This window comes from Schumannella luteola (assembly GCF_013408685.1).
Classification (GTDB): Bacteria; Actinomycetota; Actinomycetes; order Actinomycetales; family Microbacteriaceae; genus Schumannella; species Schumannella luteola.
Genome location: NZ_JACBZY010000001.1, coordinates 1,441,711 through 1,466,301 on the forward strand (window position 1 = coordinate 1,441,711; position 24,591 = coordinate 1,466,301).

Annotated in this window: 23 protein-coding genes and 1 riboswitch; of the genes, 14 read left to right on the plus strand and 9 right to left on the minus strand. The window is 71.5% G+C overall.

Annotated elements, in window-relative coordinates:
* Window positions 1-67: 67 nt before the first annotated feature.
* Window positions 68-1,120, minus strand: coding sequence for a GTP-binding protein (locus tag BJ979_RS06405; protein WP_179566287.1), 1,053 nt, complete (start codon window positions 1,118-1,120; stop codon window positions 68-70).
* A 132-nt stretch (window positions 1,121-1,252) separates the two neighbouring features.
* Here BJ979_RS06405 and ykgO point away from each other — a divergent pair, with 132 nt between their 5' ends.
* The 6 genes from ykgO (at window position 1,253) to BJ979_RS06435 (ending at window position 6,510) form a co-directional block, all read left to right on the plus strand.
* Window positions 1,253-1,375, plus strand: a complete 123-nt coding sequence (gene ykgO / locus BJ979_RS06410; protein ID WP_179566289.1) for a type B 50S ribosomal protein L36 — start codon at window positions 1,253-1,255, stop codon at window positions 1,373-1,375.
* Between the two features lie 208 nt (window positions 1,376-1,583).
* Window positions 1,584-2,933 (plus strand): aminotransferase class V-fold PLP-dependent enzyme, encoded by a 1,350-nt coding sequence (locus tag BJ979_RS06415; RefSeq protein WP_179566291.1) that lies wholly within the window; start codon window positions 1,584-1,586, stop codon window positions 2,931-2,933.
* Complete coding sequence (sufU, locus tag BJ979_RS06420; RefSeq protein WP_179566293.1) at window positions 2,930-3,379, plus strand: Fe-S cluster assembly sulfur transfer protein SufU; 450 nt, start codon at window positions 2,930-2,932, stop codon at window positions 3,377-3,379. The genes BJ979_RS06415 and sufU overlap by 4 nt, the downstream gene beginning before the upstream one ends.
* A gap of 252 nt (window positions 3,380-3,631) precedes the next feature.
* The gene (locus tag BJ979_RS06425; RefSeq protein WP_179566295.1) at window positions 3,632-4,003 is read left to right on the plus strand and encodes a histone-like nucleoid-structuring protein Lsr2; all 372 of its coding nucleotides are present in this window, start codon (window positions 3,632-3,634) and stop codon (window positions 4,001-4,003) included.
* Window positions 4,004-4,363: 360 nt separating this feature from the next.
* Complete coding sequence (locus BJ979_RS06430) at window positions 4,364-5,896, plus strand: D-alanyl-D-alanine carboxypeptidase (protein ID WP_179566297.1); 1,533 nt, start codon at window positions 4,364-4,366, stop codon at window positions 5,894-5,896.
* A 32-nt stretch (window positions 5,897-5,928) separates the two neighbouring features.
* Window positions 5,929-6,510 carry an isochorismatase family protein gene (locus BJ979_RS06435; protein ID WP_179566299.1) on the plus strand — a complete coding sequence of 194 codons (582 nt, stop codon included), beginning with the start codon at window positions 5,929-5,931 and terminating at the stop codon, window positions 6,508-6,510.
* Window positions 6,511-6,562: 52 nt separating this feature from the next.
* Here BJ979_RS06435 and BJ979_RS06440 read toward each other — a convergent pair whose 3' ends face one another.
* Window positions 6,563-8,473, minus strand: a complete 1,911-nt coding sequence (locus BJ979_RS06440) for an ABC transporter ATP-binding protein (protein WP_179566301.1) — start codon at window positions 8,471-8,473, stop codon at window positions 6,563-6,565.
* A 131-nt stretch (window positions 8,474-8,604) separates the two neighbouring features.
* Between BJ979_RS06440 and BJ979_RS06445 the strand changes: the two genes are divergently transcribed.
* The 4 genes from BJ979_RS06445 to BJ979_RS06460 all read left to right on the plus strand — a co-directional run bounded on the left by BJ979_RS06445 (window position 8,605) and on the right by BJ979_RS06460 (window position 11,706).
* On the plus strand, window positions 8,605-8,940 hold the full coding sequence (locus BJ979_RS06445) for a CHY zinc finger protein (protein ID WP_179566303.1): 336 nt from the start codon (window positions 8,605-8,607) through the stop codon (window positions 8,938-8,940).
* A gap of 62 nt (window positions 8,941-9,002) precedes the next feature.
* Window positions 9,003-9,938: an ABC transporter ATP-binding protein gene (locus BJ979_RS06450; protein ID WP_179566311.1), complete on the plus strand. Its 936-nt coding sequence runs from the start codon at window positions 9,003-9,005 to the stop codon at window positions 9,936-9,938.
* Entirely contained in the window at window positions 9,935-10,852 is a 918-nt protein-coding gene (locus tag BJ979_RS06455; RefSeq protein WP_179566319.1) for an ABC transporter permease, read from the plus strand. Before BJ979_RS06450 ends, BJ979_RS06455 begins: the two co-directional genes overlap by 4 nt.
* Entirely contained in the window at window positions 10,849-11,706 is an 858-nt protein-coding gene (locus BJ979_RS06460) for an ABC transporter permease (protein ID WP_179566328.1), read from the plus strand. Before BJ979_RS06455 ends, BJ979_RS06460 begins: the two co-directional genes overlap by 4 nt.
* Window positions 11,707-11,724: 18 nt before the next feature.
* Here BJ979_RS06460 and BJ979_RS06465 read toward each other — a convergent pair whose 3' ends face one another.
* The 7 genes from BJ979_RS06465 to BJ979_RS06495 all read right to left on the minus strand — a co-directional run bounded on the left by BJ979_RS06465 (window position 11,725) and on the right by BJ979_RS06495 (window position 18,891).
* Window positions 11,725-12,012 (minus strand): GNAT family N-acetyltransferase, encoded by a 288-nt coding sequence (locus BJ979_RS06465; protein WP_179566330.1) that lies wholly within the window; start codon window positions 12,010-12,012, stop codon window positions 11,725-11,727.
* A gap of 153 nt (window positions 12,013-12,165) precedes the next feature.
* Window positions 12,166-13,593 carry an MFS transporter gene (locus BJ979_RS06470; RefSeq protein WP_179566332.1) on the minus strand — a complete coding sequence of 476 codons (1,428 nt, stop codon included), beginning with the start codon at window positions 13,591-13,593 and terminating at the stop codon, window positions 12,166-12,168.
* 232 nt (window positions 13,594-13,825) lie between these two features.
* Window positions 13,826-14,320: a 6,7-dimethyl-8-ribityllumazine synthase gene (gene ribH, locus BJ979_RS06475; protein ID WP_179566334.1), complete on the minus strand. Its 495-nt coding sequence runs from the start codon at window positions 14,318-14,320 to the stop codon at window positions 13,826-13,828.
* Complete coding sequence (gene ribB / locus BJ979_RS06480; RefSeq protein ID WP_179566336.1) at window positions 14,317-15,705, minus strand: 3,4-dihydroxy-2-butanone-4-phosphate synthase; 1,389 nt, start codon at window positions 15,703-15,705, stop codon at window positions 14,317-14,319. The genes ribH and ribB overlap by 4 nt, the downstream gene beginning before the upstream one ends.
* Window positions 15,702-16,397, minus strand: a complete 696-nt coding sequence (locus tag BJ979_RS06485; protein ID WP_179566338.1) for a riboflavin synthase — start codon at window positions 16,395-16,397, stop codon at window positions 15,702-15,704. Before BJ979_RS06485 ends, ribB begins: the two co-directional genes overlap by 4 nt.
* The gene (gene ribD, locus BJ979_RS06490) at window positions 16,397-17,542 is read right to left on the minus strand and encodes a bifunctional diaminohydroxyphosphoribosylaminopyrimidine deaminase/5-amino-6-(5-phosphoribosylamino)uracil reductase RibD (RefSeq protein WP_179566340.1); all 1,146 of its coding nucleotides are present in this window, start codon (window positions 17,540-17,542) and stop codon (window positions 16,397-16,399) included. Before ribD ends, BJ979_RS06485 begins: the two co-directional genes overlap by 1 nt.
* A 78-nt stretch (window positions 17,543-17,620) precedes the next feature.
* Window positions 17,621-17,743: riboswitch (FMN riboswitch) on the minus strand.
* Between the two features lie 164 nt (window positions 17,744-17,907).
* Window positions 17,908-18,891, minus strand: a complete 984-nt coding sequence (locus BJ979_RS06495; RefSeq protein ID WP_179566342.1) for a sugar-binding transcriptional regulator — start codon at window positions 18,889-18,891, stop codon at window positions 17,908-17,910.
* A 95-nt stretch (window positions 18,892-18,986) separates the two neighbouring features.
* On the opposite strand from BJ979_RS06495, the gene BJ979_RS06500 reads away from it, so the two are divergent.
* The 4 genes from BJ979_RS06500 to BJ979_RS06515 all read left to right on the plus strand — a co-directional run bounded on the left by BJ979_RS06500 (window position 18,987) and on the right by BJ979_RS06515 (window position 24,440).
* Window positions 18,987-20,711, plus strand: coding sequence for a glycerol-3-phosphate dehydrogenase/oxidase (locus BJ979_RS06500; protein ID WP_179566344.1), 1,725 nt, complete (start codon window positions 18,987-18,989; stop codon window positions 20,709-20,711).
* A 193-nt stretch (window positions 20,712-20,904) separates the two neighbouring features.
* Complete coding sequence (locus BJ979_RS06505) at window positions 20,905-21,591, plus strand: MIP/aquaporin family protein (protein ID WP_218853643.1); 687 nt, start codon at window positions 20,905-20,907, stop codon at window positions 21,589-21,591.
* A 132-nt stretch (window positions 21,592-21,723) separates the two neighbouring features.
* A complete protein-coding gene (glpK, locus tag BJ979_RS06510) occupies window positions 21,724-23,235 on the plus strand; it encodes a glycerol kinase GlpK (RefSeq protein WP_179566348.1) in 1,512 nt (503 codons plus the stop codon).
* A gap of 293 nt (window positions 23,236-23,528) precedes the next feature.
* The gene (locus BJ979_RS06515; RefSeq protein WP_179566350.1) at window positions 23,529-24,440 is read left to right on the plus strand and encodes a hypothetical protein; all 912 of its coding nucleotides are present in this window, start codon (window positions 23,529-23,531) and stop codon (window positions 24,438-24,440) included.
* Window positions 24,441-24,591 lie beyond the last annotated feature (151 nt).

Genomic DNA, 24,591 nt, shown 5'->3' on the forward strand with positions numbered 1-24,591 from the left:
GTTTCAGCCGTTTGGCACGACGGATTTCGTGGTGGACCTTCGTGAGTGCTGTCGAATCGGCGCGCGATCAGGTCCGCGGCTGCCACTCCGGCAGGGGGTCGACGAGTTTCGCCCAGAGCTCCGGACCGGCGAGCAGCTCGTCCGGCCGCAGCGTGCAGGCGTCGAGGGCGGCGGTGAGGCCGACCGCGTCGAGGGCGAACCCGGTGATCGCGAGATCCTGTCCGGCGCTGAGCGGGCCCTCGGCGGTGTCGCGCGCCGCCGGCTCGATGCCGATCGAGCCGCCCGCCTGATCCCAGAACCCGGTCACGCCGGGCCGGGTCGCGAAGCGGCAGAAGCCGGCCGAGCGGATGATCGCGCCGAAGTCGCCGTGCGACCAGCCGCCCTGCAGCAGCGCGAGCACGCGGCGCGGGTGGAATGGCACGGGGTTCGTGTAGCGCAGCGTGCTGACGCGCGGGTCGGCGAACGACGGAGCGTGGTCGCCGTTCAGCACCTTGACCCAGCCGGGCTCGACGGGGATGCGCAGCGCTCCGGGGGTGCCCGACGCATGCGGCGCGGCAGAGCGTCCGCGCGATGACCCGGCCGACCCGGCCGACCTGACCCGGTCGCGCCAGTGCGCCCCGCGCGGCAGCACCAGGCGCGCGTCGGGCGCGAGGTGGCTGAGCAGGGCGAGCATCCGGCTGAGCGCGTCGGCGTCGGGGGCGCGACGGTGGTCGACGACGAGGGCGCCGGCGTGCTCGATCTGCTCGACCAGCACCGACGAGCGGGCGATCAGGCTGCCCTGGTGCTCGCCGTCGTCGATGAGCCGCTCGTCGGCGAGCTCGACCAGCAGCAGTGCCGGGTCGACGTGCACCACGAGGCTCGTGTGCTCGGCCGCGCTGCCGAGCAGCTCGAGGAGGTGCTGCGGCCGAGTGTCGGCGGGCGCGCTGATGACGCGTCCGCGCCCCGACTCGATGCCGGCGTCGACGGCTGCGGCGACGCCGCGGCAGGCGTCGGCGCAGCTGTCGTGGGCGTCGTGCAGGTGCACGGCGCGCACCTCGTCGAGCTCGGCGAGACGGTCGGCCGTGCGGCGGCGGGCGACCGGGTCGGGGCCGAGCACGATGCGGAAGCGCGGGGAATGCATGCGGACGATGCTACGTTATCGACAACAGTTCTCATTAAACGGATGCGCGATGGCGGTCGATCGGCCGAGCCCAGGAGTCCGAGTCGTCGGGCCTGTGGACACCGCGCGCATCCCCGACCGAAAGGAAGCGCCATGAAGGTGCGTGCCTCGATCAAGTCCCTCGCCAGCCAGCCGGGTGCCCAGGTCGTCAAGCGCCGCGGCAAGATCTTTGTGATCAACAAGAAGAACCCGCGCATGAAGGGCCGTCAGGGCTGAACCCGGGAAGCCGACTGCGGAACCGGCTCGGGAATCCCGTCCGGCATCCGACCGCGGCGCCGTCGCCGCGTGGTGGCGACGACGGCGCCGTCGCGGGCGTGACGCGGTCGGCGTCACATCCGCACCGGGCCCGGCGGCATGGGGATGCCGCCGGTACCCTGGAGGGGCGCGTCCAGCGCGGCGAGACCGCCGGCGGCGCGCCCCTCCCATGACTTCCAGCATCGCATCCAGCACCCCTGCTCCCGCCCTCGCGACCCCGGCCGCCGCGCTCCCGCTGACCGAGGCCGAGGTCGCCCGCATCCGCGCCGACTTCCCGGCCCTCGCGCGCGAGGTGAACGGGCATCCGCTCGCCTACCTCGACTCGGGGGCGACCGCTCAGCGTCCGCTCGCCGTGCTCGACGCCGAACGCGACTACCTGCTGCACTCGAACGCCGCCGTGCATCGAGGCGCGCACCTCATGGCCGCCGAGGCGACCGAGCTGTTCGAGGACGCGCGCGCGAGCGTCGCCCGCTTCGTCGGCGCCGACCCCGACGAGATCGTCTGGACGTCGAACGCGACCGAGGCGATCAACCTCGTCGCCTACGGCATCTCGAACGCGAGCCTCGGCCGCGGGGGAGCCGCCGCCGAGCGCTTCCGCCTCGGCCCCGGCGACGAGATCGTCAGCACCGAGGCCGAGCACCACGCCAACCTCGTGCCCTGGCAGGAGCTGGCCGCGCGCACGGGCGCGACGCTGCGCATCATCCCCGTCGACGACGACGGCGTGCTCGACCTCGACCGCCTCGACGAGATCGTCACCGAGCGCACCAAGGTGCTCGCCTTCGCGCACGTGTCGAACGTGACCGGCGCGATCGCCCCGGTCGCGACGCTCGTCGCCCGCGCCCGCCAGGTCGGAGCGCTCGTCGTGCTCGACGCCTGCCAGTCGGTTCCGCACGCGCGCGTCGACCTGCACGCGCTCGATGTCGACTTCGCCGCCTTCTCGGGCCACAAGATGCTCGGGCCGACCGGCGTCGGCGTGCTCTACGGCAAGCAGGAGCTGCTGGATGCGCTGCCGCCGTTCCTCACCGGCGGCTCGATGATCACGACCGTGACCCTCGAGGCCTCCGAGTACCTGCCCGCGCCGCAGCGCTTCGAGGCGGGAACCCAGAAGGTGTCGCAGTCGATCGCGCTCGCCGCGGCCGTCGACTACCTCTCGGCGGTCGGGATGGATCGCATCGCCGCCCACGAAGCCGCGCTCGGTCAGCGCCTCGCCGCCGGGCTCGCCGCGATCCCGGGTGTGCGCCTGCTGGGGCCGGCCGCCGGCATCCCCCGCGTCGGCCTCGCCTCCTTCGACGTCGCCGGCGTGCACTCGCACGACGTCGGCCAGTTCCTCGACGATCTCGGCGTGGCCGTGCGCGTCGGGCACCACTGCGCGCAGCCGCTGCACCGCCGTCTCGGCGTCACGTCGTCGACGCGCGCCTCGGGCTACCTGTACACGACCGAGGCCGAGGTGGATCGGGCGCTCGATGCCGTCGCGAAGACCGTCGCCTTCTTCGGCGGACCTGAGGGGGGCGCCGCGTGAGCTCGTCAGAACTGCAGTCGCTGTACCAGCAGGTCATCCTCGACCACTCGAAGCACCCGCACGGCAAGGGCGCCCTGAGCGGCGACACCGCCGCGAGCTCGCATCAGATCAACCCCACCTGCGGCGACGAGATCACGCTCGAGCTGCATCCCGGCGCCGACGGCACCTTCGAGCGCGTGTCGTGGGATGGCTCGGGCTGCGCCATCTCGCAGGCCTCCGCCTCCCTTCTCGCCGGCCTCGCCGAAGACTGGACGCCCGCCGTGCTGCACGAGCGCATCGGGCAGTTCCGCGAGGCGCTGCGCTCGCGTGGCGCGATCGAGATCGACGAAGAGCTCTTCGAGGATGCCGCCGCGCTCGGCGGGGTCTCGCGCTACACCGCGCGCGTGAAGTGCGCGATGCTCGCCTGGGTCGCCGCCGAAGACGCGCTGACCCGCCTCGACGCCTGAGGTCTGTCCCGTCGCGATGGCCCGCCACCATGGCCGGGCGAGACCTTCTCGTTGCGGCATCCCGAAATCGATCGGTCGCACATCGTCGCCTGCGGGGGTGCCGAGGCGACGATTTGCGACCGATCGATTCTCTGCGCGGGCGCTTTCGCGGATTGCGGGAAAGGGATGCGGGTTAGGGGAATCATGAAGAAGAATTGCTGGCGCGCGGAGATAATGTGCGACTAATCCGCTTTCCGCATTAGTGTTCGGTTTATGGCGCGACGCACAGTGATCCAGTTCACCGACGACCTCAGCGGCGAGGACCTGCCCGACGGCACCCGCTCGACGACCTTCGCCTTCAACGGCGTGCAGTACTCGATCGACCTCTCCGACGACAACGTCGCCAAGCTCGAGGCCGCGCTGCAGCCCTTCATCGACGCCGGCACCCGCGTCGGCGCCCCCTCGGGACTGCGCCGCTCCGGCGCCCGCGCCGCCGGCTCCGGCGGGTCGGGATCGAGCGGCAGCGGCCGCAGCCCCGAAGACCTCGCCGCGATCCGCGAATGGGCGAACGCCAACGGCTACAGCGTCGGCGACCGCGGTCGCGTCAAGGGCGAGATCCTCGACGCCTACGACAAGGCGCACTGAGCCGAGCCGCCGTCGTCGTCGCCCGGCGCGACGACGCCGCGCGATCGGAAGCGACCACCGGCCGCGTTCCGACCACACGACCTCGATGGGCCCCGCCAGGTGCGGGGCCCATCGGCGTGTGCCGGCGGGCTCGGGGAGTTGCGCGGGTCGCGCTGCGTGAAGAGGCCACCAGTGCGCCTCTGCCCGCACCGCAGGCCGGCCCCAGGCGGGCGCTCGTAGGATGACGGCGTGACGGACGAGACGCCGCCGCGTGACGGCGAGAGCAGGCGAGGGACAGATCCCGAGCCGTCGGCGAGCGCTCCCGAGCCCGTCGGCTCCGTGCCTCCTGCGTCTGATCCGGCACCGGGATCGCCGGACTCCGTGACCGCCGCGCCGCACCCCGCACCGGGATCGCCGCATCCCGCACCGGGATCGCCGGCCCCCGCATCCTCCGCCGCGTCCGCGTCCAGCGCCCCGCCGCGCGATCGCCTCGCCGGCGTCGTCGCGCGACTCCGCGAGCGTCGGCTGCTGATCGGCGCGCTCGCCTTCGTCGCCGCGTTCGCCCTGCTCGGCACCCTCGCTGTCGCCGGCGGTCACGAGATGGCCGTGAGCCGCGCGGCCGCCGAGGAGAAGGCCGACGACGCCGCCTCCGCGAAGCCGAGCGCGCGCCCGCGACCCGACACGATCCCCGCGCCCCTGCGACTGCGCAGCTGCTCGATCAGCCCGCTCGCCGCCGACGGCCGGCTCGGCACCTTCGAGGGCACCGTCATCTCGGCGACCGGCGGCGACGCCCTCTACGACCGCGGCGGTGCGACCCCGGTGCGCCCCGGCTCCGCCATGAAGCTGCTCACGGCCGGAGCCGCGCTCAGCGTGCTCGGGCCCGACTACCGCATCCCGACCACCGTGATCGACGCCGGAGACGACTCGATCGCGGTCGTCGGCCACGGGGACGTCACCCTCAGCGGGCTGCCGGCCGGCGGCGTCTCGGTCTACGCCGGCGCTCCGCGGCTCGCAGACCTGCTCAGCACGGCCGCGAAGGCCTGGGGTGAGCGTCACCCGGGCAAGAAGATCGCGAAGGTCGTGCTCGACGCGAGCTACTGGGGCACGGGCGACAGCTGGGATGCGTCGTGGCCGACCACGCTGCAGACCACCGGCGTCGTGTCGAAGGTGACCTCGCTGCAGCTCGACGGCGACCGTGCCGACCCGGCTGCGGCGATCAGCCCGCGCTCCGACGACCCGGTCGCCGCGGTCGGCCCGAAGGCGCTCGCGGCGCTGCGGGCGGCGGCGCCCGCTCTCGTCGCCGACGACGCCACGACCCTCGCCGCGACCGCCCCCGCGGGCGGCACCGAGATCGCCCAGGTGCAGTCGCAGCCGATCTCGCAGCTGGTCGGTCAGATGCTCACCCTCGACGACGCGACGCTCGCCGAGACGCTCGGCCGGCTCGTCTCGAAGAAGCAGGGCGACGGCGGCAGCGCGGCGTCGCTCACCGGAACCTATGCGACGGCGCTCGCCGGCTACGGCGTCGCGACCACCGGCATCGTCGTGCACGACGGCTCCGGGCTCAGCGACCAGAACGCCGTCTCGGCGGTCTTCCTCTCGCGTTTCGCCGCCGAGATCGCGCAGGGCCACGACGAGCTCGCGCTGCTGCGCAGCCAGCTGGGCCGCAGCGGCCAGAGCGGCGCGCTGGCGGGGCGCTTCGGCGGCACCGGCGCGGCCGACGGCGCGGTCGAGGCCTTCAGCGGCGGCGGCCCGGGGGTGCGCACGCTGATCGGAACCGTGCAGTCCGCCGACGGCACCATGCTCGCCTTCGCCTTCCTCGGCGTCGGCGACGCCGTGAACGAGAGCGCCGATCCCGCGCTCGACGCGCTCGCCGCGGCGCTGCGCGACTGCGGCGCGAATCTGTCCAGCATCTGAGCGCGGGCATCCGCGAGCAAGGAGGTACGCCGATGGCGGCAGCGACCAGGGCTCTGCTGATCGTGGATGTGCAGAACGACTTCACCGAGGGCGGCGCGCTCGGCGTGCGCGGCGGGGCGGCGGTCGCCGCGGGCGTGACTCAGCTGCTCGGCGACGACCCGGAGCGCTACGGGCTCGTCGTCGCCTCGCGCGACTGGCACCACGGCGACGACACCAATGGCGGGCACTTCGCCGACGGCGCCGAGCCCGACTACGTCGAGACCTGGCCGGTGCACTGCGTCGCCGACACCCTCGGCGCCGAGTACCACCCAGCGCTCGATGCCTCGCTCATCGACGTGCACGTGAAGAAGGGGCAGGGCGTTCCCGCCTACTCGGCCTTCGAGGGGACCCTCGCCGACGGCAGCACGCTCGCCGACGAGCTGGCCCGCCGCGGCATCGACGAGGTGGATGTGGTGGGCATCGCGACCGATTACTGCGTGCGTGCCAGCGCCCTCGACGCGCTGCGCGGCGGACGCCGGGTGCGCATCCTGACCTCGCTCATCGCCGGTGTCGCCCCGGAGTCGTCGACCGCGGCCCTCGCCGAGCTCGCGGCCGCCGGGGCCGTGCTGGTCTAGCCACCGTCGGCCGGCGCGTCGTCAGCCGCGCGGCATCGCGCGGGGCGGCTGCTCAGACGAGCAGCTGGTGCCGCGCGAGCTCGCGGTAGAGCGGCGTCGACTCGAGCAGCTCGGCGTGGGTTCCGATGCCGGCGACCCGGCCGCCGTCGAGCACGATGATGCGGTCGCTGTCGACGACCGTCGAGAGGCGGTGCGCGATCACGAGCAGCGTGCGGTCGGCGGCGACGCGGTCGATGGCCTCGCGCAGCAGCTGCTCGTTGACGCCGTCGAGCGCGGCCGTCGCCTCGTCGAGCAGCAGCACGGGCGGGGCCGCGAGCAGCGCCCGGGCGATCGCGAGGCGCTGACGCTCGCCGCCGGAGAGCATGACGCCGTCCTCGCCGACGGGCGCGTCGAGGCCGAGCTCGTTGCGCTCGAGCACGGCGCCGAGATTGACCTCGCGCAGCACGCGGATGCAGTCCTCGTCGCTCGCTCCCGATGCCGCCAGCGTCAGGTTCTGGCGCAGCGTGCCGGCCAGCACCGGCGCATCCTGCTCGACGTAGCCCAGCTGCGACCGCAGTTCGCCGCGGTCGATCGTGCGCACATCCCGCTCGCCGAACAGCACGCGCCCGCTGTCGGCGTCGTAGAAGCGCTCGATGAGAGCGAGGATCGTGCTCTTGCCCGCGCCCGACGGCCCGACGAGCGCGGTGCGCTGCCCCTTCGGCACCGCGAAGGAGACGCCCTTGAGCACGGTGCGATCGCGCGGCTCGGCGACGGTGCCGACCGCGGCGGCGATCTCCTTCTCGCGCTCGGTGCGGTGCGCGGCCTCGGGGTAGCGGAACACGACCTCGTCGAAGCGGATCGCCGCATCCTCGTGCTCGTCGACGGCCAGCGCCGTCACGGCCCCGCTCACGACCGGCGCGACCGAGAGGCTCGTCGCGCGGGCGGCGGTCGCCGCATCCCCCTCGCTCTCGCTCGGGATCGCGATGATCTCGCGGATGCGGCCCAGCGCGCCGAGCGCCTGGTTGACCGAGGTGATCGCACCGAAGGCGGTGGCCAGCGGCATGATCATGAGGAACAGGAAGAGGATGAACGCGACCAGGCTCGCGACCGTGATCGCTCCGCTCGCGACGCGGAATCCGCCGACGCCGAGCACCACCAGGAACGAGGCCTGCATCGCGATGCCCGCGATCGGCACGATCAGCGCCGACACCTTGGCGACGCGGATGCCGGCGCCCCAGGCCGCGTCGGCGTCCTTCTCGATCTCGGCGCCCTCGCGCTCGGTCGCGCCGGCCGCGCGCACGGTGCGGATCGCACTGACGGCGCGCTCGACCGAGGCGGCCAGGTCGCCGACGCGCTCCTGCTGCTGGCGGCTGGCGACACGCACGCGCCCGCTCAGCAGCACGACCGCGACGATCGAGACGGCGACGACCAGCACGGTCAACCCGAGCAGCACCGGATCGATGACGGCCATGCCGATGATCGCGCCGATGAAGACGACGGCGCCGCCGACCGCATCCACCAGACCCTGGGTCATGACCGCGTAGAGCAGGGTCGTATCGCTGCCGACGCGCGAGACCAGGTCGCCGGTGCGGCGCAGGTCGAACTCGGTGATCGGCAGGTGCAGGATGCGGCGCACGAGCTGCACGCGCGCCGAGCGCACGACGCTGGTTCCGGTGCGCTGCAGCAGGTAGTGCTGCACGGCCGAGATGAGCGCGCTCACGACGACCAGCGCGATGAGCAGCCAGGTGAGCGGGCCGAGGCTCGCGCCCTTCTCGACGCGGCCGATGACCGTGCTGACCAGGGCGGGCTGCGCGAGCGAGGCGGCCGCGCCGACGAGGCTCAGCAGCACGACCGCGATGAGGGCCCCGCGGTGCTCGGTCAGGTAGGGCAGCAGGTCGCGCAGCGAGGCGCGCGGGCCGTCGTCCTTCGCCGGGCGGGCGAAGGGGCTGCGGCGCGCAGGGGCGGGGGATGCGGGGGAGCTCACGGTTCTCTCCAGGGCGCGGGGGTCTCGGCCGGGCCGACGCCCGGGGCGCGGTCCACCGTAGAGCGTCCCACATCCCCGCTCGGAGGTGGCTCCGGGCGGCCCGTCGTCCGGGGCCGTGGCACGATGGCGGCATGACGACCGCCGCGCCCGCACCCCGTGTGCTCGGGCCGGTCGTCGACGACGCGACCCGCTGCATCCACTACCGCAGCGAGCTCGACGTGATCGCGATCCGCTTCGCCTGCTGCGGCGACTACTACCCGTGCCACGCGTGCCATGCCGAGACCGTCGACCACCCGGCCGAGGTCTGGCCGCTCGATGCGCGCGACACCCGGGCGGTGCTGTGCGGCGAATGCAAGGCCGAGCTGACGATCGCCGAGTACCTCGCGGCCGACTCCTCGTGCCCGCGCTGCGGCGCCGGATTCAACCCGGGATGCGCGCTGCACACCCACCTGTACTTCGCCGTCTGAGCGGATGCGGCGCGATCGTAGACGCTGTTCACGATGTCGCACGGTCTGTCTAGGGTGAACCCGTGAGCGAACCTGTCATCCACGCCGCCGGTCTCACGAAGGTCTACGGCGAGACCGTCGCGGTCGGCGGCATCGACTTCGACGTGCCGCCGGGGGAGTCGTTCGGGCTGCTCGGGCCGAACGGCGCCGGCAAGTCGACGACGATGCGGATGGTCGGGGCGGTGTCGACGCGCACAGCCGGCGAGCTGAGCATCCTGGGGCTCGATCCCGACCGCCACGGCCCCGAGATCCGCGCGCAGCTCGGCGTCGTGCCGCAGCTCGACAACCTCGACATGGAGCTGCAGGCGCGCGAGAACCTGCTCGTCTACGGCCGCTACTTCGGGCTCCCGCGCCGGGTGATCGCGCAGCGTGCCGACGAGCTGCTCGCCTTCGCCCAGCTGGAAGACAAGGCGAAGAGCAAGGTCGACGACCTCTCCGGCGGCATGAAGCGCCGTCTCACGATCGCCCGCGCGCTCATCAACGACCCGCGCATCCTGCTGCTCGACGAGCCGACGACCGGCCTCGACCCGCAGGCGCGGCACATCCTCTGGGATCGCCTGTTCCGCCTCAAGGAGCAGGGCACGACGCTCGTGCTCACGACCCACTACATGGATGAGGCCGAGCAGCTCTGCGACCGGCTCGTCGTGGTCGACAAGGGGCAGATCATGGCCGAGGGCAGCCCGGCGGCGCTCATCCGCCAGCACTCGACGCGCGAGGTGGTCGAGGTGCGCTTCGGCTCGGACCGTAACGCGGATGCGGCGAAGCGCATCGGCGCGATCGCCGGCCTGGGCGAGCGCATCGAGGAGCTGCCCGACCGGGTGCTCGTCTACGCCGACAACGGCGAGCACGCGCTCGCCGCCGTGATCGAGAGCGGACTCGAGCCCGTCACCTCGCTCGTGCGGCGGTCGAGCCTCGAGGACGTCTTCCTGCGGCTCACGGGAAGGTCGCTGATCGAATGAGCTCCGCGACTCCGAACGCGGGCGCGGGCGCCGGTGCGCCGTCGCCGGGCACGGGCCCCGGCTCCTCGACGACGGGCGGCGCCCGGCCGTACCCGACCCGTGACGAGCTGCTCGCGACCGGCTCCCGACCGCGCCGGCTCGGCCCGCTGTTCGTCGCCGAGCACCAGCTGCGCACCATGAGCAAGTTCGGCGTGACGATGATCGCGACCGCGACGGGCACGCCCCTCATCTACCTCTTCGCCTTCGGCGTCGGGCTCGCGACGCTCATCACCGGCAACGTCGGCCCCGGCGGTGCGAACGGGCCTGTCAGCTACATCGAGTTCGTGGCGCCGGCGCTGCTGGTCACCGCCGGCACGCTCGTCGCGACCGAGGAGTTCACCTTCGGCATCCTGCTCGGGCTGAAGTGGAACCCGGTGTTCGTCGGCATGAACGCGGCGCCGATCTCCGGCCCGCAGATCGTGACCGGGCACTTCCTCTTCGCGGCCGTGCGCATGACGATCACGGTCACCATCTACTACCTGGTGATCCTGCTGTTCGGGGCGATGCCCTCGCCCGCCGGCGTGCTGCTCATCCCGATCGGCCTGCTGGCCGGCTTCTCCTGGACCCTCGTCGCGGCCTACGCCGCCACGATCAAGGAGGACAAGGGGCAGTTCGCGGTGCTGCAGCGCGTCGTGATCCTGCCGCTCACCCTGTTCAGCGGAACCGTCTTCCCGCTGACCCAGCTGCCCGTCTACCTGCAGCCGATCGGATGGCTCTCGCCGCTCTGGCACGCGAGCGAGCTCGGCCGTCAGGTCGCCTACGGTCCGACCGAGCCGTTCTGGCTCACGCTCGTGCACCTCGCCTACCTGCTGGCGCTCGCCGCGGTCGGCTGGCTGCTCTGTCAGCGCATCGTGAAGCGGAGGCTCGACAAGTGAGCAGCACGACGGCGCGCGTCGCCGCCGCCCGCTCGCGGGGCGACGGAACCGGCCCCCGTCGCCGCGGCGGAGGCGTGCGCGCGCTCTACGCCGGCAACGCCCGCTCGGTCGTCGTGCGCGGCCTCGTCGCCACCCGCAGCACCAACTGGATCGTCGTGCTCACCGGCGTCGTCGAGCCGGTGTTCTACCTGCTCTCGCTCGGCGTCGGGCTCGGCGGCTATGTGACCGGCGTGACCGACCCGGCCGGCAACCCGATCAGCTACGCCGCGTTCATCGCGCCGGCGCTGCTCGCGGTCTCGGCGATGAACGGCGCCGTCTACGACTCCACCTGGAACGTCTTCTTCAAGATGCACTTCGGCAAGCTCTATCAGGGCATGCTCGCCACGAGTCTCGGGCCGCTCGACATCGCCCTCGGCGAGATCCTGCTCGCGCTGCTGCGCGGCGGCGTCTATGGCACGATCTTCCTCGTCGTCATGACCGCGCTCGGGCTGAACCTGTCGTGGACGGCCGTGCTCGCCCTGCCCGCCCTGCTGCTCATCGCCTTCGGCTTCGCGAGCATCGGCATGGCGATCACGAGCTACCTGAAGACCTTCCAGCACATGGACTGGATCCAGTTCGTCATGCTGCCGATGTTCCTGCTGTCGGCGACGTTCTATCCGCTCACGGTCTACCCCGAGCCGATCCAGTGGTTCATCCAGGCCATGCCGCTCTGGCACGGCGTCGAGCTCATCCGCAGCCTGACGACCGGGGCGATCGGGCCGATGCTGCTCGTGCACGTCGCCTACTACGCGGTGATGGTCGCGATCGGCATGGTGTTCACGACGCGGCGGCTGCGGGCCCTCTTCCTCGACTGAGGGGATGCGTCGGCCGGCTCAGCGCGCGAGCAGCCCCGCGCGCTCGGGGTGCGCGTCGAACCACTGCGCCACGTACCAGCACATCGGCACGACTCGGCGTGCGGAGTTCTGCTCCACGTCGTCGATCGCGAAGTCGACGAGCTTCTCGGCCCAGCCGTGTCCGCGGTGCTGCGGCTTGGTGAAGGTGTGCGGGAACGAGATCTGCTCGCCGAGAACCCGGTAGTCGAGCACGCTCACGAGTTCGCCGTCGACGCTGAGCGCGTAGCGCGACGCATCCTTCTGGTCCTCGATCACGACATCCGCCATGACCCCAGTGTGCGCGAAAGGGCGGCGGAGCGCTGGGTGCGGGGCGCTGGATGCTGCCCGCTGGATGCGCGAGAGCCCGGCGCCGCGAGTGCGGCACCGGGCTCTGGGCGCGAGACGGCGACCGGGGCGGCCGCCGACGTCAGCGCGGGTCGCTCACTCGACGATCGTCGAGAAGTCGGCGTGCTTGGTCTCCTTCGACAGACGCAGCGCCGCGAAGGTGAGCACGGCGGCGACGCTCAGGTAGATGCCGACGAGGATGATGCTGCCGCCCGCGAGGCCCCACAGCGCCAGGGCGATGATCGGGGCGACGGCCGCGCCGATGATGCTCGACACGTTGTAGCTGACCCCCGAGCCGGTGTAGCGCACGTTCGTCGGAAACAGCTCGGGCAGCGTGGCGCCCATCGGGCCGAAGGTCAGGCCCATGAGGGAGAAGCCGATGATCAGCCAGAGCATGACGCCCACGAAGCCGGCGTCGGCGAGCGGCACGAACAGGAACCCGAACACGAAGATGCCGGCGGTGACGACCGAGAGCATGTTGCGCCGACCGAAGCGCTCGGCGAGCGGGCCTGCGACGAGCGTGAAGATGCCGAAGAACACGACGCCGACGATCAGCATGATCAGGAAGTCGGTGCGGGTGTAGCCGAGTCCCGCGAGGAAGGCGTCGGCGTTGAAGGGCTTGCCGGCCGCATCCGCCGCCGCCTTGCCGGCCTCGACGGTCGACGGGGTCGTGCCGTAGGTCAGCGTGAACGTGGTCATCAGGTAGAAGAGCACGTAGGTCGCCAGCATGATGAACGTGCCGAGGATGAGCTGCCACCAGTTGAAGCGGAAGACCCGGCCGAGCGGCACCCGCGCGACGGCGTTCTGCTCGACGACCTTCGTGAAGGCGGGCGCCTCGACCAGGCGGAAGCGCACGTACAGGCCGACGATCACGAGCAGCGCGCTCGCCAGGAACGGCACGCGCCAGCCCCAGTCGGCGAAGGTCTCGGGCGTCATCGTGAGGTTCAGGATGAGGAACAGACCGTTCGCGATGATGAAGCCGATCGGGGCGCCCAGCTGCGGGAAGGTGCCGTAGATCGCGCGCTTGCCCTCGGGGGCGTTCTCGGTCGCGAGCAGCGCGGCGCCGCTCCACTCGCCGCCGAGGCCGATGCCCTGGCCGAAGCGGAACAGCGTGAGCAGCGCCGGGGCGAGCACAGCCCAGCCGGGCGTGGATGCGCCGGGCAGGCAGCCGATGAGGAAGGTCGCGATGCCCATCGTGAGCAGCGCCGCGATGAGCGTCGTCTTGCGGCCGATGCGGTCGCCGAAGTGGCCGAACAGGATCGAGCCGAGCGGGCGGCCGATGAAGGCGGCGCCGAAGGAGGCGAACGACGACAGCAGCGAGGTGGTCGCATCCGCGTTGGGGAAGAACAGCGCCGGGAAGACCAGCACGGCGGCGGTCGCGTAGACGTAGAAGTCGTAGAACTCGATCGAGGTGCCGATGAGGCTCGCGAAGACGACGCGCGAGCGTTTGTTGACCGGGGCGGCGGGACCGCCGGGGGTGCTTCCGGCGGGGCTGCCGGTGGGCGTCGTGGACGACGCGGACATGCGGGACTCCAGGGAGGGTGAGCGGCGCCACGGGGCCGGAGCCGAGTCGCCGCGCGGGTTCAGCGGCGTGCTCGCTCGACGGCGGGGCGCGAGGTGGTGGGAGGGGCGGTCGCTTGTGGCGACCCGGTGGAAACCTTACGCCTGTTCAGAACCGTGTTCCGACCACTGCCCGACAGCTGTCGACCCCGGAGCGCCGAAGCGCGCCGGGGTCGACGGGTGGAGCTGGCGCGGGTCAGGCCGGGATGCTCGTGCGAGCGTGGCCCGCGATCTGGCGCAGCACGATCGCGGTGGCGAGAGCGGCCGAGGCGGCCTCGGCGCCCTTGTCCTCCTTCGACTCCGGGTAGCCGGCGCGGTCGATGCCCTGCTGCTCGTCTTCGAGGGTGAGCACGCCGAAGCCGACCGGCTTGCCGGTGTCGAGGGCGACGCGGGTGAGTCCGTCGGTCGCGGCCGAGCTGACGTACTCGAAGTGCGGGGTGCCGCCGCGCACGATCACGCCGAGGGCGACCACGGCATCCGCGCCCGCGTCGAGGGCGGCCTTCGAGGCGACGGGCAGCTCGAAGCTGCCGGGCACCTGCACCTCGGTGATCTCGGCGCCCGAGGCCTCGAGCACGCGGCGGGCGCCGGCGAGCAGGCCGTCGGCGATCTTGTGGTGCCAGAGTCCGGAGACGATCGTGACCTTCAGGCCGCGGCCGTCGATCTCGTAGGTGGGCTGTCCTTCGCCGCTCATGATGCGGTCCTCTCGGTCGGTGCGGAAGTCGTGGTGGTCGTGGATGCGGTGGGGATGCTGCCGGTCACCTCGCCGACGACGGGCAGCGCGCCCGCGCGGCCGACGGCGCTGCGGCGGGCCTCGTCGAGCACCTCGTGCGCCGGGAGGGCGTGGCCCATCCGGTCGCGCTTGGCGTCGAGGTAGCCCTCGTTGAACTCGCCGACGCCGACGACGAGCGGCACGAGCTCGTCGATCTCGATGCCGCGCTCGCGCAGCTGGCGCGCCTTCTCGGGGTTGTTGCTGAGCAGGCGCACCCGCTCCACTCCGAGGTCGTCGAGGATCGCGGTCGCGGCGCCGTAGTCGCGCGCGTCGGCGGGCAGGCCCAGGCGCAGGTTGGCGTCGAGGGTGTCGAGGCCGTCCTCCTGCAGGCGGTAGGCGCGCAGCTTGTTGATCAGCCCGATGCCGCGACCCTCGTGGCCGCGCAGGTAGATCACGACGCCGCCCTGGTCGCGGATGGTCTCGAGCGCCGCATCCAGCTGGGGTCCGCACTCGCACTTGAGCGAGCCGAAGGCCTCGCCGGTCAGGCACTCCGAGTGCACGCGCACGAGCGTGCCGTCGGCGGGCGCGACGCCGTCCGGGCCGTCGGAGATCCAGGCGACGTGATCGGCGCCGGTCGAGCGGTCGCGGTAGGCGCGCACGCGGAAGGTGCCGTGCTCGGTCGGCACGGTCGTCTCGACCTCGAAGGTCACGCGCTGCCACTCGCTCACGTCGACGACCGGCTCGGGGTCGGTCTCGCAGCGGTTCGCCTCCATGAAGCGGATGAGCTCCTCGATCGTGATGACCGGCACGCCCTCGCGCTCGCCCAGCGCGATGAGTCCGGGCAGGCGCTCCATCTCGCCGTTGTCGGCGACGATCTCGCTGATCGCGCCGACGGGGATGAGCCCGGCGAGCTTCATCAGGTCGACCGCGGCCTCGGTGTGACCGTCGCGCTCGCGCACGCCGCCGTCGACGGCGCGCAGCGGCATGATGTGGCCGGGGCGCGAGAGCGAGGCGGGCGTCGAGGCCGGATCGGCCAGCGTGCGCAGGGTGTGCGCGCGGTCGCTGGCGCTGATGCCGGTGCTGAGCCGATCGGCCGCATCCACGCTGACCGTGTAGGCGGTGCCGCGCGGGTCCTCGTTGTGCTCGACCATCGGCGGCAGGTTCAGCCGGTCGGCGATCTCGTTCGTCATCGGGGCGCAGATGAAGCCCGAGCTGTGCTTGACCGTCCAGGCGATCCATTCCTGGCTGGCGCTCTGCGCGGCGAGGATGACGTCGCCCTCGTTCTCACGGCCCTCGTCGTCGGCGACGATGACGGGCTTGCCCTCCCGCAGGGCCTGCAGTGCTTCGGGGATGCTCGCGAGGCTCATGCGCGCACCTGCTCTTCCTCGGTGGTGGTGGTGTCGGTGGTGGTGCCGGCGTGCTCGGACGAGCCCGCGGTGTTCATGAGGGCGGCGGCGTGCTCGGGCAGTCGGCCCAGGTCGGCCAGGCGCAGGATGTGCCGGGCCAGGATGTCGGTCTCGATGTTCACCTCGGCGCCCGGCTCGAGCGCGCCGAGCGTGGTCGCGGCGAGGGTCTCGGGGATGAGCGAGACCTCGAACCAGTCGTCGCCGACGCCGCTCGCGGTGAGCGAGACGCCGTCGACCGTGATCGAGCCCTTGCGCACCACCAGGGGCGCGTGCTCGGCGTCGAGGCTGAAGCGCAGCACGCGCCAGCCGTCGGCCTGCTCCACGGTGAGAAGACGTGCGGTTCCGTCGATGTGGCCCTGCACGATGTGCCCGCCGAGACGGCCGCCGGCCGCCATGGCGCGCTCGAGGTTGACGCGATCGCCGGCCTGGCGCTGACCGAGGGTGCTCATCGCGATCGAGACGCCCATGACATCCGCGGTGAACCAGTCGGCGCCCTGGTCGACGACGGTCAGGCAGACGCCGCTGACCGAGATCGAGTCGCCGTGGTGGGCGTCGGAGGCGGCGAGGGGCGCGCGCACGGTGATGCGGGCCGCGTCGCCCTGCGGCTGCCAGGCGATGATCTCGCCGCGCTCTTCGATGATTCCGGTGAACATCAGTTCTCCTTGGTGCTGGTGACAGCGGTGGTGGATGCGGGGGCCGGCTCGGCCGTGATCAGCAGGTCGTCGCCGAGCTGCTCGACGCCGGTGACGCGCAGGCTGAGCGCCTCGCCGATGGTGCGGATGCCGAGGTCGCCGAGGGCGAGCCTGTCGCCGCCGAGCAGGGCGGGGGCGAGGTAGACGAGGTACTCGTCGGCGTAGCCGGCGGCGATGATCGCGCTGGCCAGGGTCGGACCGCCCTCGACGTAGACCCGGCGGAGGCCGCGCGCATCCAGGTCGGCGAGCACCGCCGCGAGGTCGCGCGTGCCGGTCTCGATCAGGCCGGCCGGATGCGAGCGCAGCACCGCGTCCGAGGGCACCGCGGTCTCGCCGACGACGACCGGCACCGGCTGCGCGGCGAGCAGCTCGCCGCCGTCGCCGCGGGCCGTGAGCGAGGGGTCGTCGGCCAGCACCGTTCCGGTGCCGACGAGGATCGCGTCGCTCGCGGCGCGCTGCTCGTGCACGCGCTGCCGGGCGGCGGCGCCGGTGATCCACTGGCTCGTGCCGTCGGCGGCGGCCGCGCGGCCGTCGAGCGTCGACGCCCACTTCACGGTCACCCAGGGGCGTCCGCGACGCACGGCGGTCAGCCAGCGGCGCAGGAAGAACTCGGCCTCGGCCTCGAGCACGCCGCCCTCCACATCCACGCCGGCTTCGCGCAGCCGTGCGCCGCCGCCCGACGAGCTCGCGCCCGGGTCGGCGACCGCGTAGACGACGCGGGCGACGCCCGCGGCGATCAGCGCCTCGCTGCACGGGCCCGTGCGGCCGGTGTGGTTGCAGGGCTCGAGGGTGACGACGGCGGTGAGTCCACGCGCGTCATGCGGAACGGGCAGCTTCGACAGCGCGTCGATCTCCGCGTGCGGGGTGCCGGCGCCGTGGTGCCAGCCCTCGGCGACCGTGCGGCCCTCGGCGTCGAGCAGCACGCATCCCACCTGGGGGTTGCCGCCGGTGACGGGCCCGCGCGCGGCCAGCGTCAGCGCGTGGCGCAGCGCCTGCTCGATGGTCGCGGCGTCGATCCTCGCACCGTCGACGCGGGCGGCAGGCGCGGCGGACGGGGCATCGGCGGGCGCGGGGCTCGCGGTGCGCTGCGGCGTGGTCTCGGTCATCCGGTCTTCCTGAACTCGTTCTCGAGCAGGGTCCGGGGGTGACGGCATGCGCCGCGGGACGCCCGACACGTCGGACGCCCTGCGCTCCTCCCATCCGGACTTTGACCGTCGGTCCTGGAGTTCCACCAGATCGGCCTCACCGAAGTGAGGTTCGCGGACTATCACCGCCGGCTCGGATTTTCACCGACCCCGGAGCACATTGCTTCTCTCTGCACGATACAACGGGCATCCGTCGCGCGTATTCCCGCGCGTCACACGCGGTCGCACGGTGCGCGTCCGGGCAGGGGCAGTGCGCGCAGGGACAGGGGGCTCCGCGTCGACCAGGTGCCGCGCGGCTGGTGGCTCCGCCCGCGTCGACCGAGCTCTTAGGCGTCGACCAGGTGCCGCGCCGTGTCCTCGTCGACGACGAGGTCGGTCATGATCCCGGCCTCGAGCGCGCCGCGCAGGCTGTCGAGCTTCGAGAGTCCGCTGACGACGCAGAGGCGGCGGGGGATGGCGCGCAGCTCGTCGAGGCTCGGGCCCGAGGAGCGGGCGTTGAGCGCGATGCCGTCGTCGGATCCGTCGGCGCGGTAGAACACCGTCGCGACGTCGCCGACCACGCCCTCCTTGCGCAGGATCGCGTGGTCGGCCTGGTCGAAGTAGTCGCCGGCGTAGACGTGGCTGGGCACGACGGCGCCGGGGGAGCCGAGGCCGAACACGGCCAGGTCGGTGCGCCGCTGCAGGTCGAGCACGCGGCGGATGCTGCGCTCGCGGAACAGCGCCTTCTTCGTCTCCGGGTCGTCGAACAGCGCCGGCACCGGGAACTGGTGCGGCTCGGCCCCGAAGGCGAGGCCGAAGCGGCTGAGGATCTCGCCCGCGTAGGGGATGCCCGAGGTGCGGGTGTTGGCGGCGCCGTTGAGCTGCACGAGGTGCACGTTGTGCGTCTTCTTGCTCAGCAGGTGGCGTCCCATGGCGCTGAGGGTCGAGCCCCAGGCGATGCCGATCGTCATGTTCGAGTCGACCAGGCCGCTGAGAATGCGTGCGGCCGAGATGGCCACGCGCTCGAGCCGATCGACCTCGCTGATGCGGTCGGGCACCGGCACGACGTGGGCGGTGACGCCGTGGCGGGTGCGGATCTCGTGCTGTGTGCGGGTCGACAGATCGAGCGGCGAGTGGATGCTGATCTCCACCAGGCCGGTCTCGCGGGCGAAGCTGAGCAGCCGCGACACCGAGGAGCGCGAGGTGTGCAGCTCGCGGGCGATGGCATCCATCGTCAGGTCCTGCAGGTAGTAGAGCTGGGCCGCCCGCAGCGCCTCCCGCGACTTGATCGAGTCGGGTGCGCTGCTGCGCTCGACACTCTGGATCGTCATCGTCCGTTCCTCTGCACGTTCGTTCAAACGGCTTGCAAGATCGTGCGCCGCCGGTATGACTGTACCCAGAAACCACCCGAGGAAGGCAGATCCACGTGAGCCCGTCGACGCCGACGTCCCCCAACCGCTCCGACCTGGAGGCGCTGCGCGCCCGCCCTCGAGCCCAGGTGCTCGTCATCGGCGGCGGCATCAACGGCATCGCCACGTTCCGCGACCTCGCGCTGCAGGGCGTGGACGTCGTGCTCGTCGAGCGCGGCGACTTCGTCTCCGGTGCGTCCTCCGCCTCGTCGCACATGGTGCACGGCGGCATCCGCTACCTCGAGAACGGCGAGTTCCGCCTCGTCAACGAGTCGGTCGTCGAGCGCAACGGACTCATCCGCATCGCGCCGCACTACGTCAAGCCGCTGCAGACGACGGTGCCGATCTTCTCGACGTTCAGCGGCATCCTCTCGGCGCCCTTCCGCTTCATCACCCACAAGCAGGGCAAGCCGAAGGAGCGCGGCGCCGCGCTCATCAAGGTCGGCCTGACGATCTACGACACCTTCTCGCGCGACGGCGGCTCGGTTCCCCGACACCGCTTCCTCGGCCGCAAGAAGGCCCTCGCCGACCTGCCCGAGATGAACCCGGGCCTGAAGTACACCGCCACCTACTACGACGCCTCGATGCACGACCCGGAGCGCATCGCCCTCGACGTGCTGCACGACGGCGCCGTCGCCGGCGGCGACCAGGCCCGCGCGGTCAACCACCTCGAGGCCGTCGGGGCGGTGGATGGCACGGTCACCGTGCGCGACACCCTCACCGGCGACACCTTCGAGATCACGGCCGACCTCGTCGTCAACACCTCCGGCCCGTGGACCGACCTGACCAACGCCGCGCTCGGCACCCCGACCAAGTTCATGGGCGGAACCAAGGGCTCGCACATCGTGCTCGACAACCCCGAGCTCGTCGCCGCGACCAAGGGCCGCGAGATCTTCTTCGAGCACTCCGACGGCCGCATCGTGCTGATCTACCCGCTCAAGGGCCGCGTCATGGTCGGCACGACCGACATCGACGCCGACCCCGCGCAGCCGGTCGTCTGCACCGAGGAGGAGGTCGACTACTTCTTCGACCTGGTGAAGCACGTCTTCCCCAAGATCGCCGTCGACCGCTCGCAGATCGTCTACCGCTTCTCGGGCATCCGCCCCCTGCCGCGCCACGACGACACCGCCCCCGGCTTCGTCTCCCGCGACTACCGCATCGAGGAGGGCTCGCTCGGCGGGACGCCGACGCTCAGCCTCGTCGGCGGCAAGTGGACGACGTTCCGCGCCCTCGCCGAGCACCTCACGAACGAGGTGCTCGAGCGCCTCGGCGTCGAGCGCGCCGTCTCGACCGCGGGCCTCGCGATCGGCGGCGGCAAGAACTGGCCGGCCGACGACGCCGCGCGCCGCGCCTGGGTGCGCGACAACGCGCAGGGCCTCGACGCCGCCCGCGTCGAGCAGCTGCTCGAGCGCTACGGCACCCGCGCGACCGAGGTCATCTCCGCGATCGCGGGAACGGATGACCAGTCGCTGGTGAACGATCGTGCATACAGCGTCGGCGAGATCGCCCACCTCGTGCGCGCCGAGCAGGTCGTGCACCTCGACGACATCCTGCTGCGCCGCACCTCGCTCGCCTTCGTCGGCGGGCTCAGCCTCGACCTGCTCGACGAGATCGCCGGGATCGCCGCCGCCGAGCTCGGCTGGGACGACACCCGTCGCACTGCCGAGGTGGATGCCGCCGTCACCCTGCTGCGCGACGCCCACGGGGTCGTGCTGCCGCTCGTCACGCCGACGGGGGCTTGAACAAACAGAGAAATGGACGGATGTGCACGCGTTTCGCTTGTCAGAAATCGCGCACAGTCGTTAGCTTTCCCCTGAAATCACACGGCATCCCGGTGTATCGAAGCTCTGGACGCTTCGCCGGCGAAGCCCGAGAAAGGTCAACGTGGACACCAACCTGGGACTGTATTTCGTCTCCGAGCTGATCGGCACCGCGATGCTGCTCCTGCTCGGTGGCGGTGTGGTGGCGAACGTCGCCCTCACCAAGACCAAGGGCAACGCCGGCGGGTTCCTGCTCGTCAACTTCGGCTGGGGCCTCGCGGTCTTCGCCGGTGTGATCGTGTCGCAGTACTCGGGTGCGCAGCTGAACCCGGCTGTGTCGGTCGGTCTGCTCATCACCGGTGCGATCGGCGCCGCCCAGTTCTTCGTCGCCCTCGCGGCGCAGCTGGTCGGAGCCATCATCGGCGCCGTGCTCGTCTTCCTCGCCTACAAGAAGCACTTCGACGAGGAGCCCGACCCGGCGACCAAGCTCGGCGTCTTCTCGACGGGCCCCGGCATCCGCAGCGCCGGATGGAACCTCGTCACCGAGATCATCGCGACCTTCGTGCTGGTCTTCGTCATCCTCGGCTTCGGCGCCGGCAAGCTCGGTGAGGGCGTCAACCTCGGCGCGCTCGGCGCCCTCGCGGTCGCGCTGCTCGTCGTCGGCATCGGCGCCTCGCTCGGTGGTCCCACCGGCTACGCCATCAACCCGGCCCGTGACCTCGGACCCCGCATCGCCCACGCGATCCTCCCGATCAAGGGCAAGGGCACCAGCGACTGGGGCTACTCGTGGATCCCGGTCGTCGGCCCGCTGATCGGTGGCGCCATCGCCGGTATCGCCGCGCCGCTGCTCACCCTCGGCTGAGCCACAGCCGCATCACGGAACAACCTGCTCCACTGACGGGGTCCGGGCGGTCATCCCGGCCGGGCCCCGTCGCAGCTCCACCCGCATCTCCCCGCACCTCCCCGCACAATCCGACAAAGGAGTCTTCAGCACATGGCTGACTACGTCATCGCGATCGATCAGGGCACGACCTCGTCGCGTGCCATCATCTTCGACAAGAAGGGGAGCATCGTCTCCACCGGTCAGAAGGAGCACGAGCAGATCTTCCCGAAGGCGGGATGGGTCGAGCACGACCCGGCGGAGATCTGGGACAACGTCCGCGAGGTCATCGGCCAGGCGCTCTCGAAGGGCGACCTGACGCGTCACGACATCGCCGCGGTCGGCATCACCAACCAGCGCGAGACCGCCGTCGTGTGGGACAAGACCACCGGCAAGGCCGTCTACAACGCCATCGTCTGGCAGGACACCCGCACCCAGTCGATCGTCGACGAGCTCGCCCAGGGCGATGTCGAGCGCTACAAGTCGATCGTCGGCCTGCCGCTCGCCACCTACTTCTCGGGCACCAAGATCAAGTGGATCCTCGACAACGTCGAGGGCGCCCGCGAGAAGGCCGAGGCCGGCGACCTGCTGTTCGGCACCACCGACTGCTGGGTTCTCTGGAACCTGACAGGCGGCACCGACGGCGGCGTGCACGCGACCGACGTCACCAACGCCTCGCGCACCCTCTTCATGGACCTCGAGACGCTGTCGTGGCGCGACGACATCCTCGCCGACTTCGGCGTGCCGAAGTCGATGCTCCCCGAGATCAAGTCGTCGTCCGAGGTCTACGGCAACGTCGAGTCGTCGAGCCTGCTGCGCGAGGTGCCCGTCTCGGGCATCCTCGGCGACCAGCAGGCCGCCACCTTCGGCCAGGCCGCCTTCGCCGCCGGTGAGAGCAAGAACACCTACGGCACCGGCAACTTCCTGATCTTCAACACCGACACCGAGATCGTCCACTCGAAGAACGGCCTCCTCACCACCGTCGGCTACAAGCTCGGCGACCAGCCGACCCACTACGCGCTCGAGGGATCGATCGCCGTGACCGGCTCGCTCATCCAGTGGCTGCGCGACAACCTCGGCATCATCTCCTCCGCCCCCGAGGTCGAGGAGCTGGCCAAGTCGGTGGAGGACAACGGCGGCGCCTACATCGTGCCGGCGTTCTCGGGTCTGTTCGCGCCCTACTGGCGTCCGGATGCGCGTGGCGCCCTCGTCGGCCTCACCCGCTACGTCAACAAGGGCCACATCGCCCGCGCCGCCCTCGAGTCGACCGCCTTCCAGACGGCCGAGGTCATCGAGGCCGTCAACGCCGACTCGGGTGTCGAGCTGACCGAGCTCAAGGTCGACGGCGGCATGACCGCCAACGACACGCTCATGCAGTTCCAGGCCGACATCCTCGGCGTGCCGGTCGTGCGTCCGGTCGTCGCGGAGACCACCGCCCTCGGCGCCGCCTACGCGGCCGGCCTCGCGGTCGGCTTCTGGTCGGGCCTCGAGGATCTCGCCGCCAACTGGCAGGAGGACAAGCGCTGGGAGCCGAACCTCGACGCCGACGAGCGCGCCCGCCAGCTGCGCCTCTGGAAGAAGGCCGTCACCAAGTCGATGGACTGGGTCGACGCCGACGTGAAGTGATCCGCGCGCGCTGATCGGCGCGTGTACTGAGCAGCGCCCCTGCGAGGAAGGGCCCGACGACTCCGGTCGCCGGGCCCTTCCCCGTCCCCGCGCGAGCTCGCCTTTCCCAATTCAGGATCGGATCCTTCACAATTCAGGATCGGTCGCGCTTCTGGCCGAGATTTTCGCCGAAACGCCCGCAGGATCCTGAATTGCGTGACGAGTGAGTCCTCCACAGACGGCGCGGCGCGAAACTGTCCCCGGCTCGTTTCGCGGTCGCCCCGCAATGAGACAGGGCGCGGCAGGGTCGGTATGTGGATGCCGTGACGAGGGGCGAGCTGATCGCGACCGGACTGACCGGTGACCGGATCGCACACGAGGTTCACGTCGGCCGGCTGATCCGCGTGCGCCGCGGCCACTACGCCCGCCCCGATGACGAGGCGGACATGATCCGCGCCGTCCGAGTCGGCGGGCGGCTGGCGTGCGTGTCGGAGCTGCGATCGCGGGGGATCTGGGTGCTCGACGACGGCCGATTGCACGTGCAGGTCGAACCATCGCGATCGCGTCTGAGGACACCTGATGATCGATTCCAACGCATGGCCGACGGCGGGGATCGTGTCGACTGCAAGGTGCATTGGACGCTGCTTCACCGACCCGAATCGGCAACGGCATCCCATGTCGGCCTCGTCGATGCGCTGATCATGTCCTCGCGCTGTCTCGAGCCGCCCGCGTTCCTGGCTTCGCTCGACAGCGCTGTGGAAACGCGACAGCTCTCTCGCCGTGACCTCGGGACCGTGCTCGCGTCGATACCGATGACCGTCGGACGTCAGCTGTCTCCGGTCGACGGGCGTGCGGAGTCGGGAATCGAGACCGTCGTCAGAGACCTCGCGCTAGCCCTGGGGTTCGATCTGCGGATACAGGTCGACTACGCGGGTATCGGACGAGCGGACCTCGTCATCGAAGGATGGATCGTGGTCGAGACTGACGGACACGAACATCATCATCGCGAATCGGACGTCGCCTCGGATCGGCGCCGTGATCTGCTGCACGCTCAGGCCGGCCGCGCCACGTTGCGATTCCGCTACGGCCAGGTCATCTACTCGCGGCGCGCGATCGCGCTCGCGCTGATCGCGGCAGTGCGAACGCATCGGCGGGTACCTGGTGCCCGTGCGAAGGCAGATCGCGCGTTGCGTCGCCTCGAGCGCCTTGCGCTTGCGGACTCGTAGTCGCTGGACGTTCACTCGGCGGTCCTCGGGCGCCATTCGACCCGTGCCGCTGCCCGAACATGCGCGACCGCGCCAGCAGCTTCACAATTCAGGATCCGTGGCCGCCTGATTCAGGATTCGGCGCCGACACGGGCCAGTTTTCGCCGTGTCG

Coding starts and splice junctions, on each gene's coding strand:
- ykgO (WP_179566289.1), top strand. CDS start 1,253: ATGAAGGTGCGTGCCTCGATCAAGTCCCTCGCCAGCCAGCCGGGTGCC.
- BJ979_RS06485 (WP_179566338.1), bottom strand. CDS start 16,397: ATGTTCACCGGAATCATCGAAGAGCGCGGCGAGATCATCGCCTGGCAG.
- BJ979_RS06505 (WP_218853643.1), top strand. CDS start 20,905: ATGCTGCTCCTGCTCGGTGGCGGTGTGGTGGCGAACGTCGCCCTCACC.
- BJ979_RS06465 (WP_179566330.1), bottom strand. CDS start 12,012: ATGGCGGATGTCGTGATCGAGGACCAGAAGGATGCGTCGCGCTACGCG.
- BJ979_RS06455 (WP_179566319.1), top strand. CDS start 9,935: ATGAGCTCCGCGACTCCGAACGCGGGCGCGGGCGCCGGTGCGCCGTCG.
- ribD (WP_179566340.1), bottom strand. CDS start 17,542: ATGACCGAGACCACGCCGCAGCGCACCGCGAGCCCCGCGCCCGCCGAT.
- BJ979_RS06415 (WP_179566291.1), top strand. CDS start 1,584: ATGACTTCCAGCATCGCATCCAGCACCCCTGCTCCCGCCCTCGCGACC.
- ribH (WP_179566334.1), bottom strand. CDS start 14,320: ATGAGCGGCGAAGGACAGCCCACCTACGAGATCGACGGCCGCGGCCTG.
- BJ979_RS06405 (WP_179566287.1), bottom strand. CDS start 1,120: ATGCATTCCCCGCGCTTCCGCATCGTGCTCGGCCCCGACCCGGTCGCC.
- BJ979_RS06495 (WP_179566342.1), bottom strand. CDS start 18,891: ATGACGATCCAGAGTGTCGAGCGCAGCAGCGCACCCGACTCGATCAAG.
- BJ979_RS06425 (WP_179566295.1), top strand. CDS start 3,632: ATGGCGCGACGCACAGTGATCCAGTTCACCGACGACCTCAGCGGCGAG.
- glpK (WP_179566348.1), top strand. CDS start 21,724: ATGGCTGACTACGTCATCGCGATCGATCAGGGCACGACCTCGTCGCGT.
- ribB (WP_179566336.1), bottom strand. CDS start 15,705: ATGAGCCTCGCGAGCATCCCCGAAGCACTGCAGGCCCTGCGGGAGGGC.
- BJ979_RS06470 (WP_179566332.1), bottom strand. CDS start 13,593: ATGTCCGCGTCGTCCACGACGCCCACCGGCAGCCCCGCCGGAAGCACC.
- BJ979_RS06435 (WP_179566299.1), top strand. CDS start 5,929: ATGGCGGCAGCGACCAGGGCTCTGCTGATCGTGGATGTGCAGAACGAC.
- BJ979_RS06445 (WP_179566303.1), top strand. CDS start 8,605: ATGACGACCGCCGCGCCCGCACCCCGTGTGCTCGGGCCGGTCGTCGAC.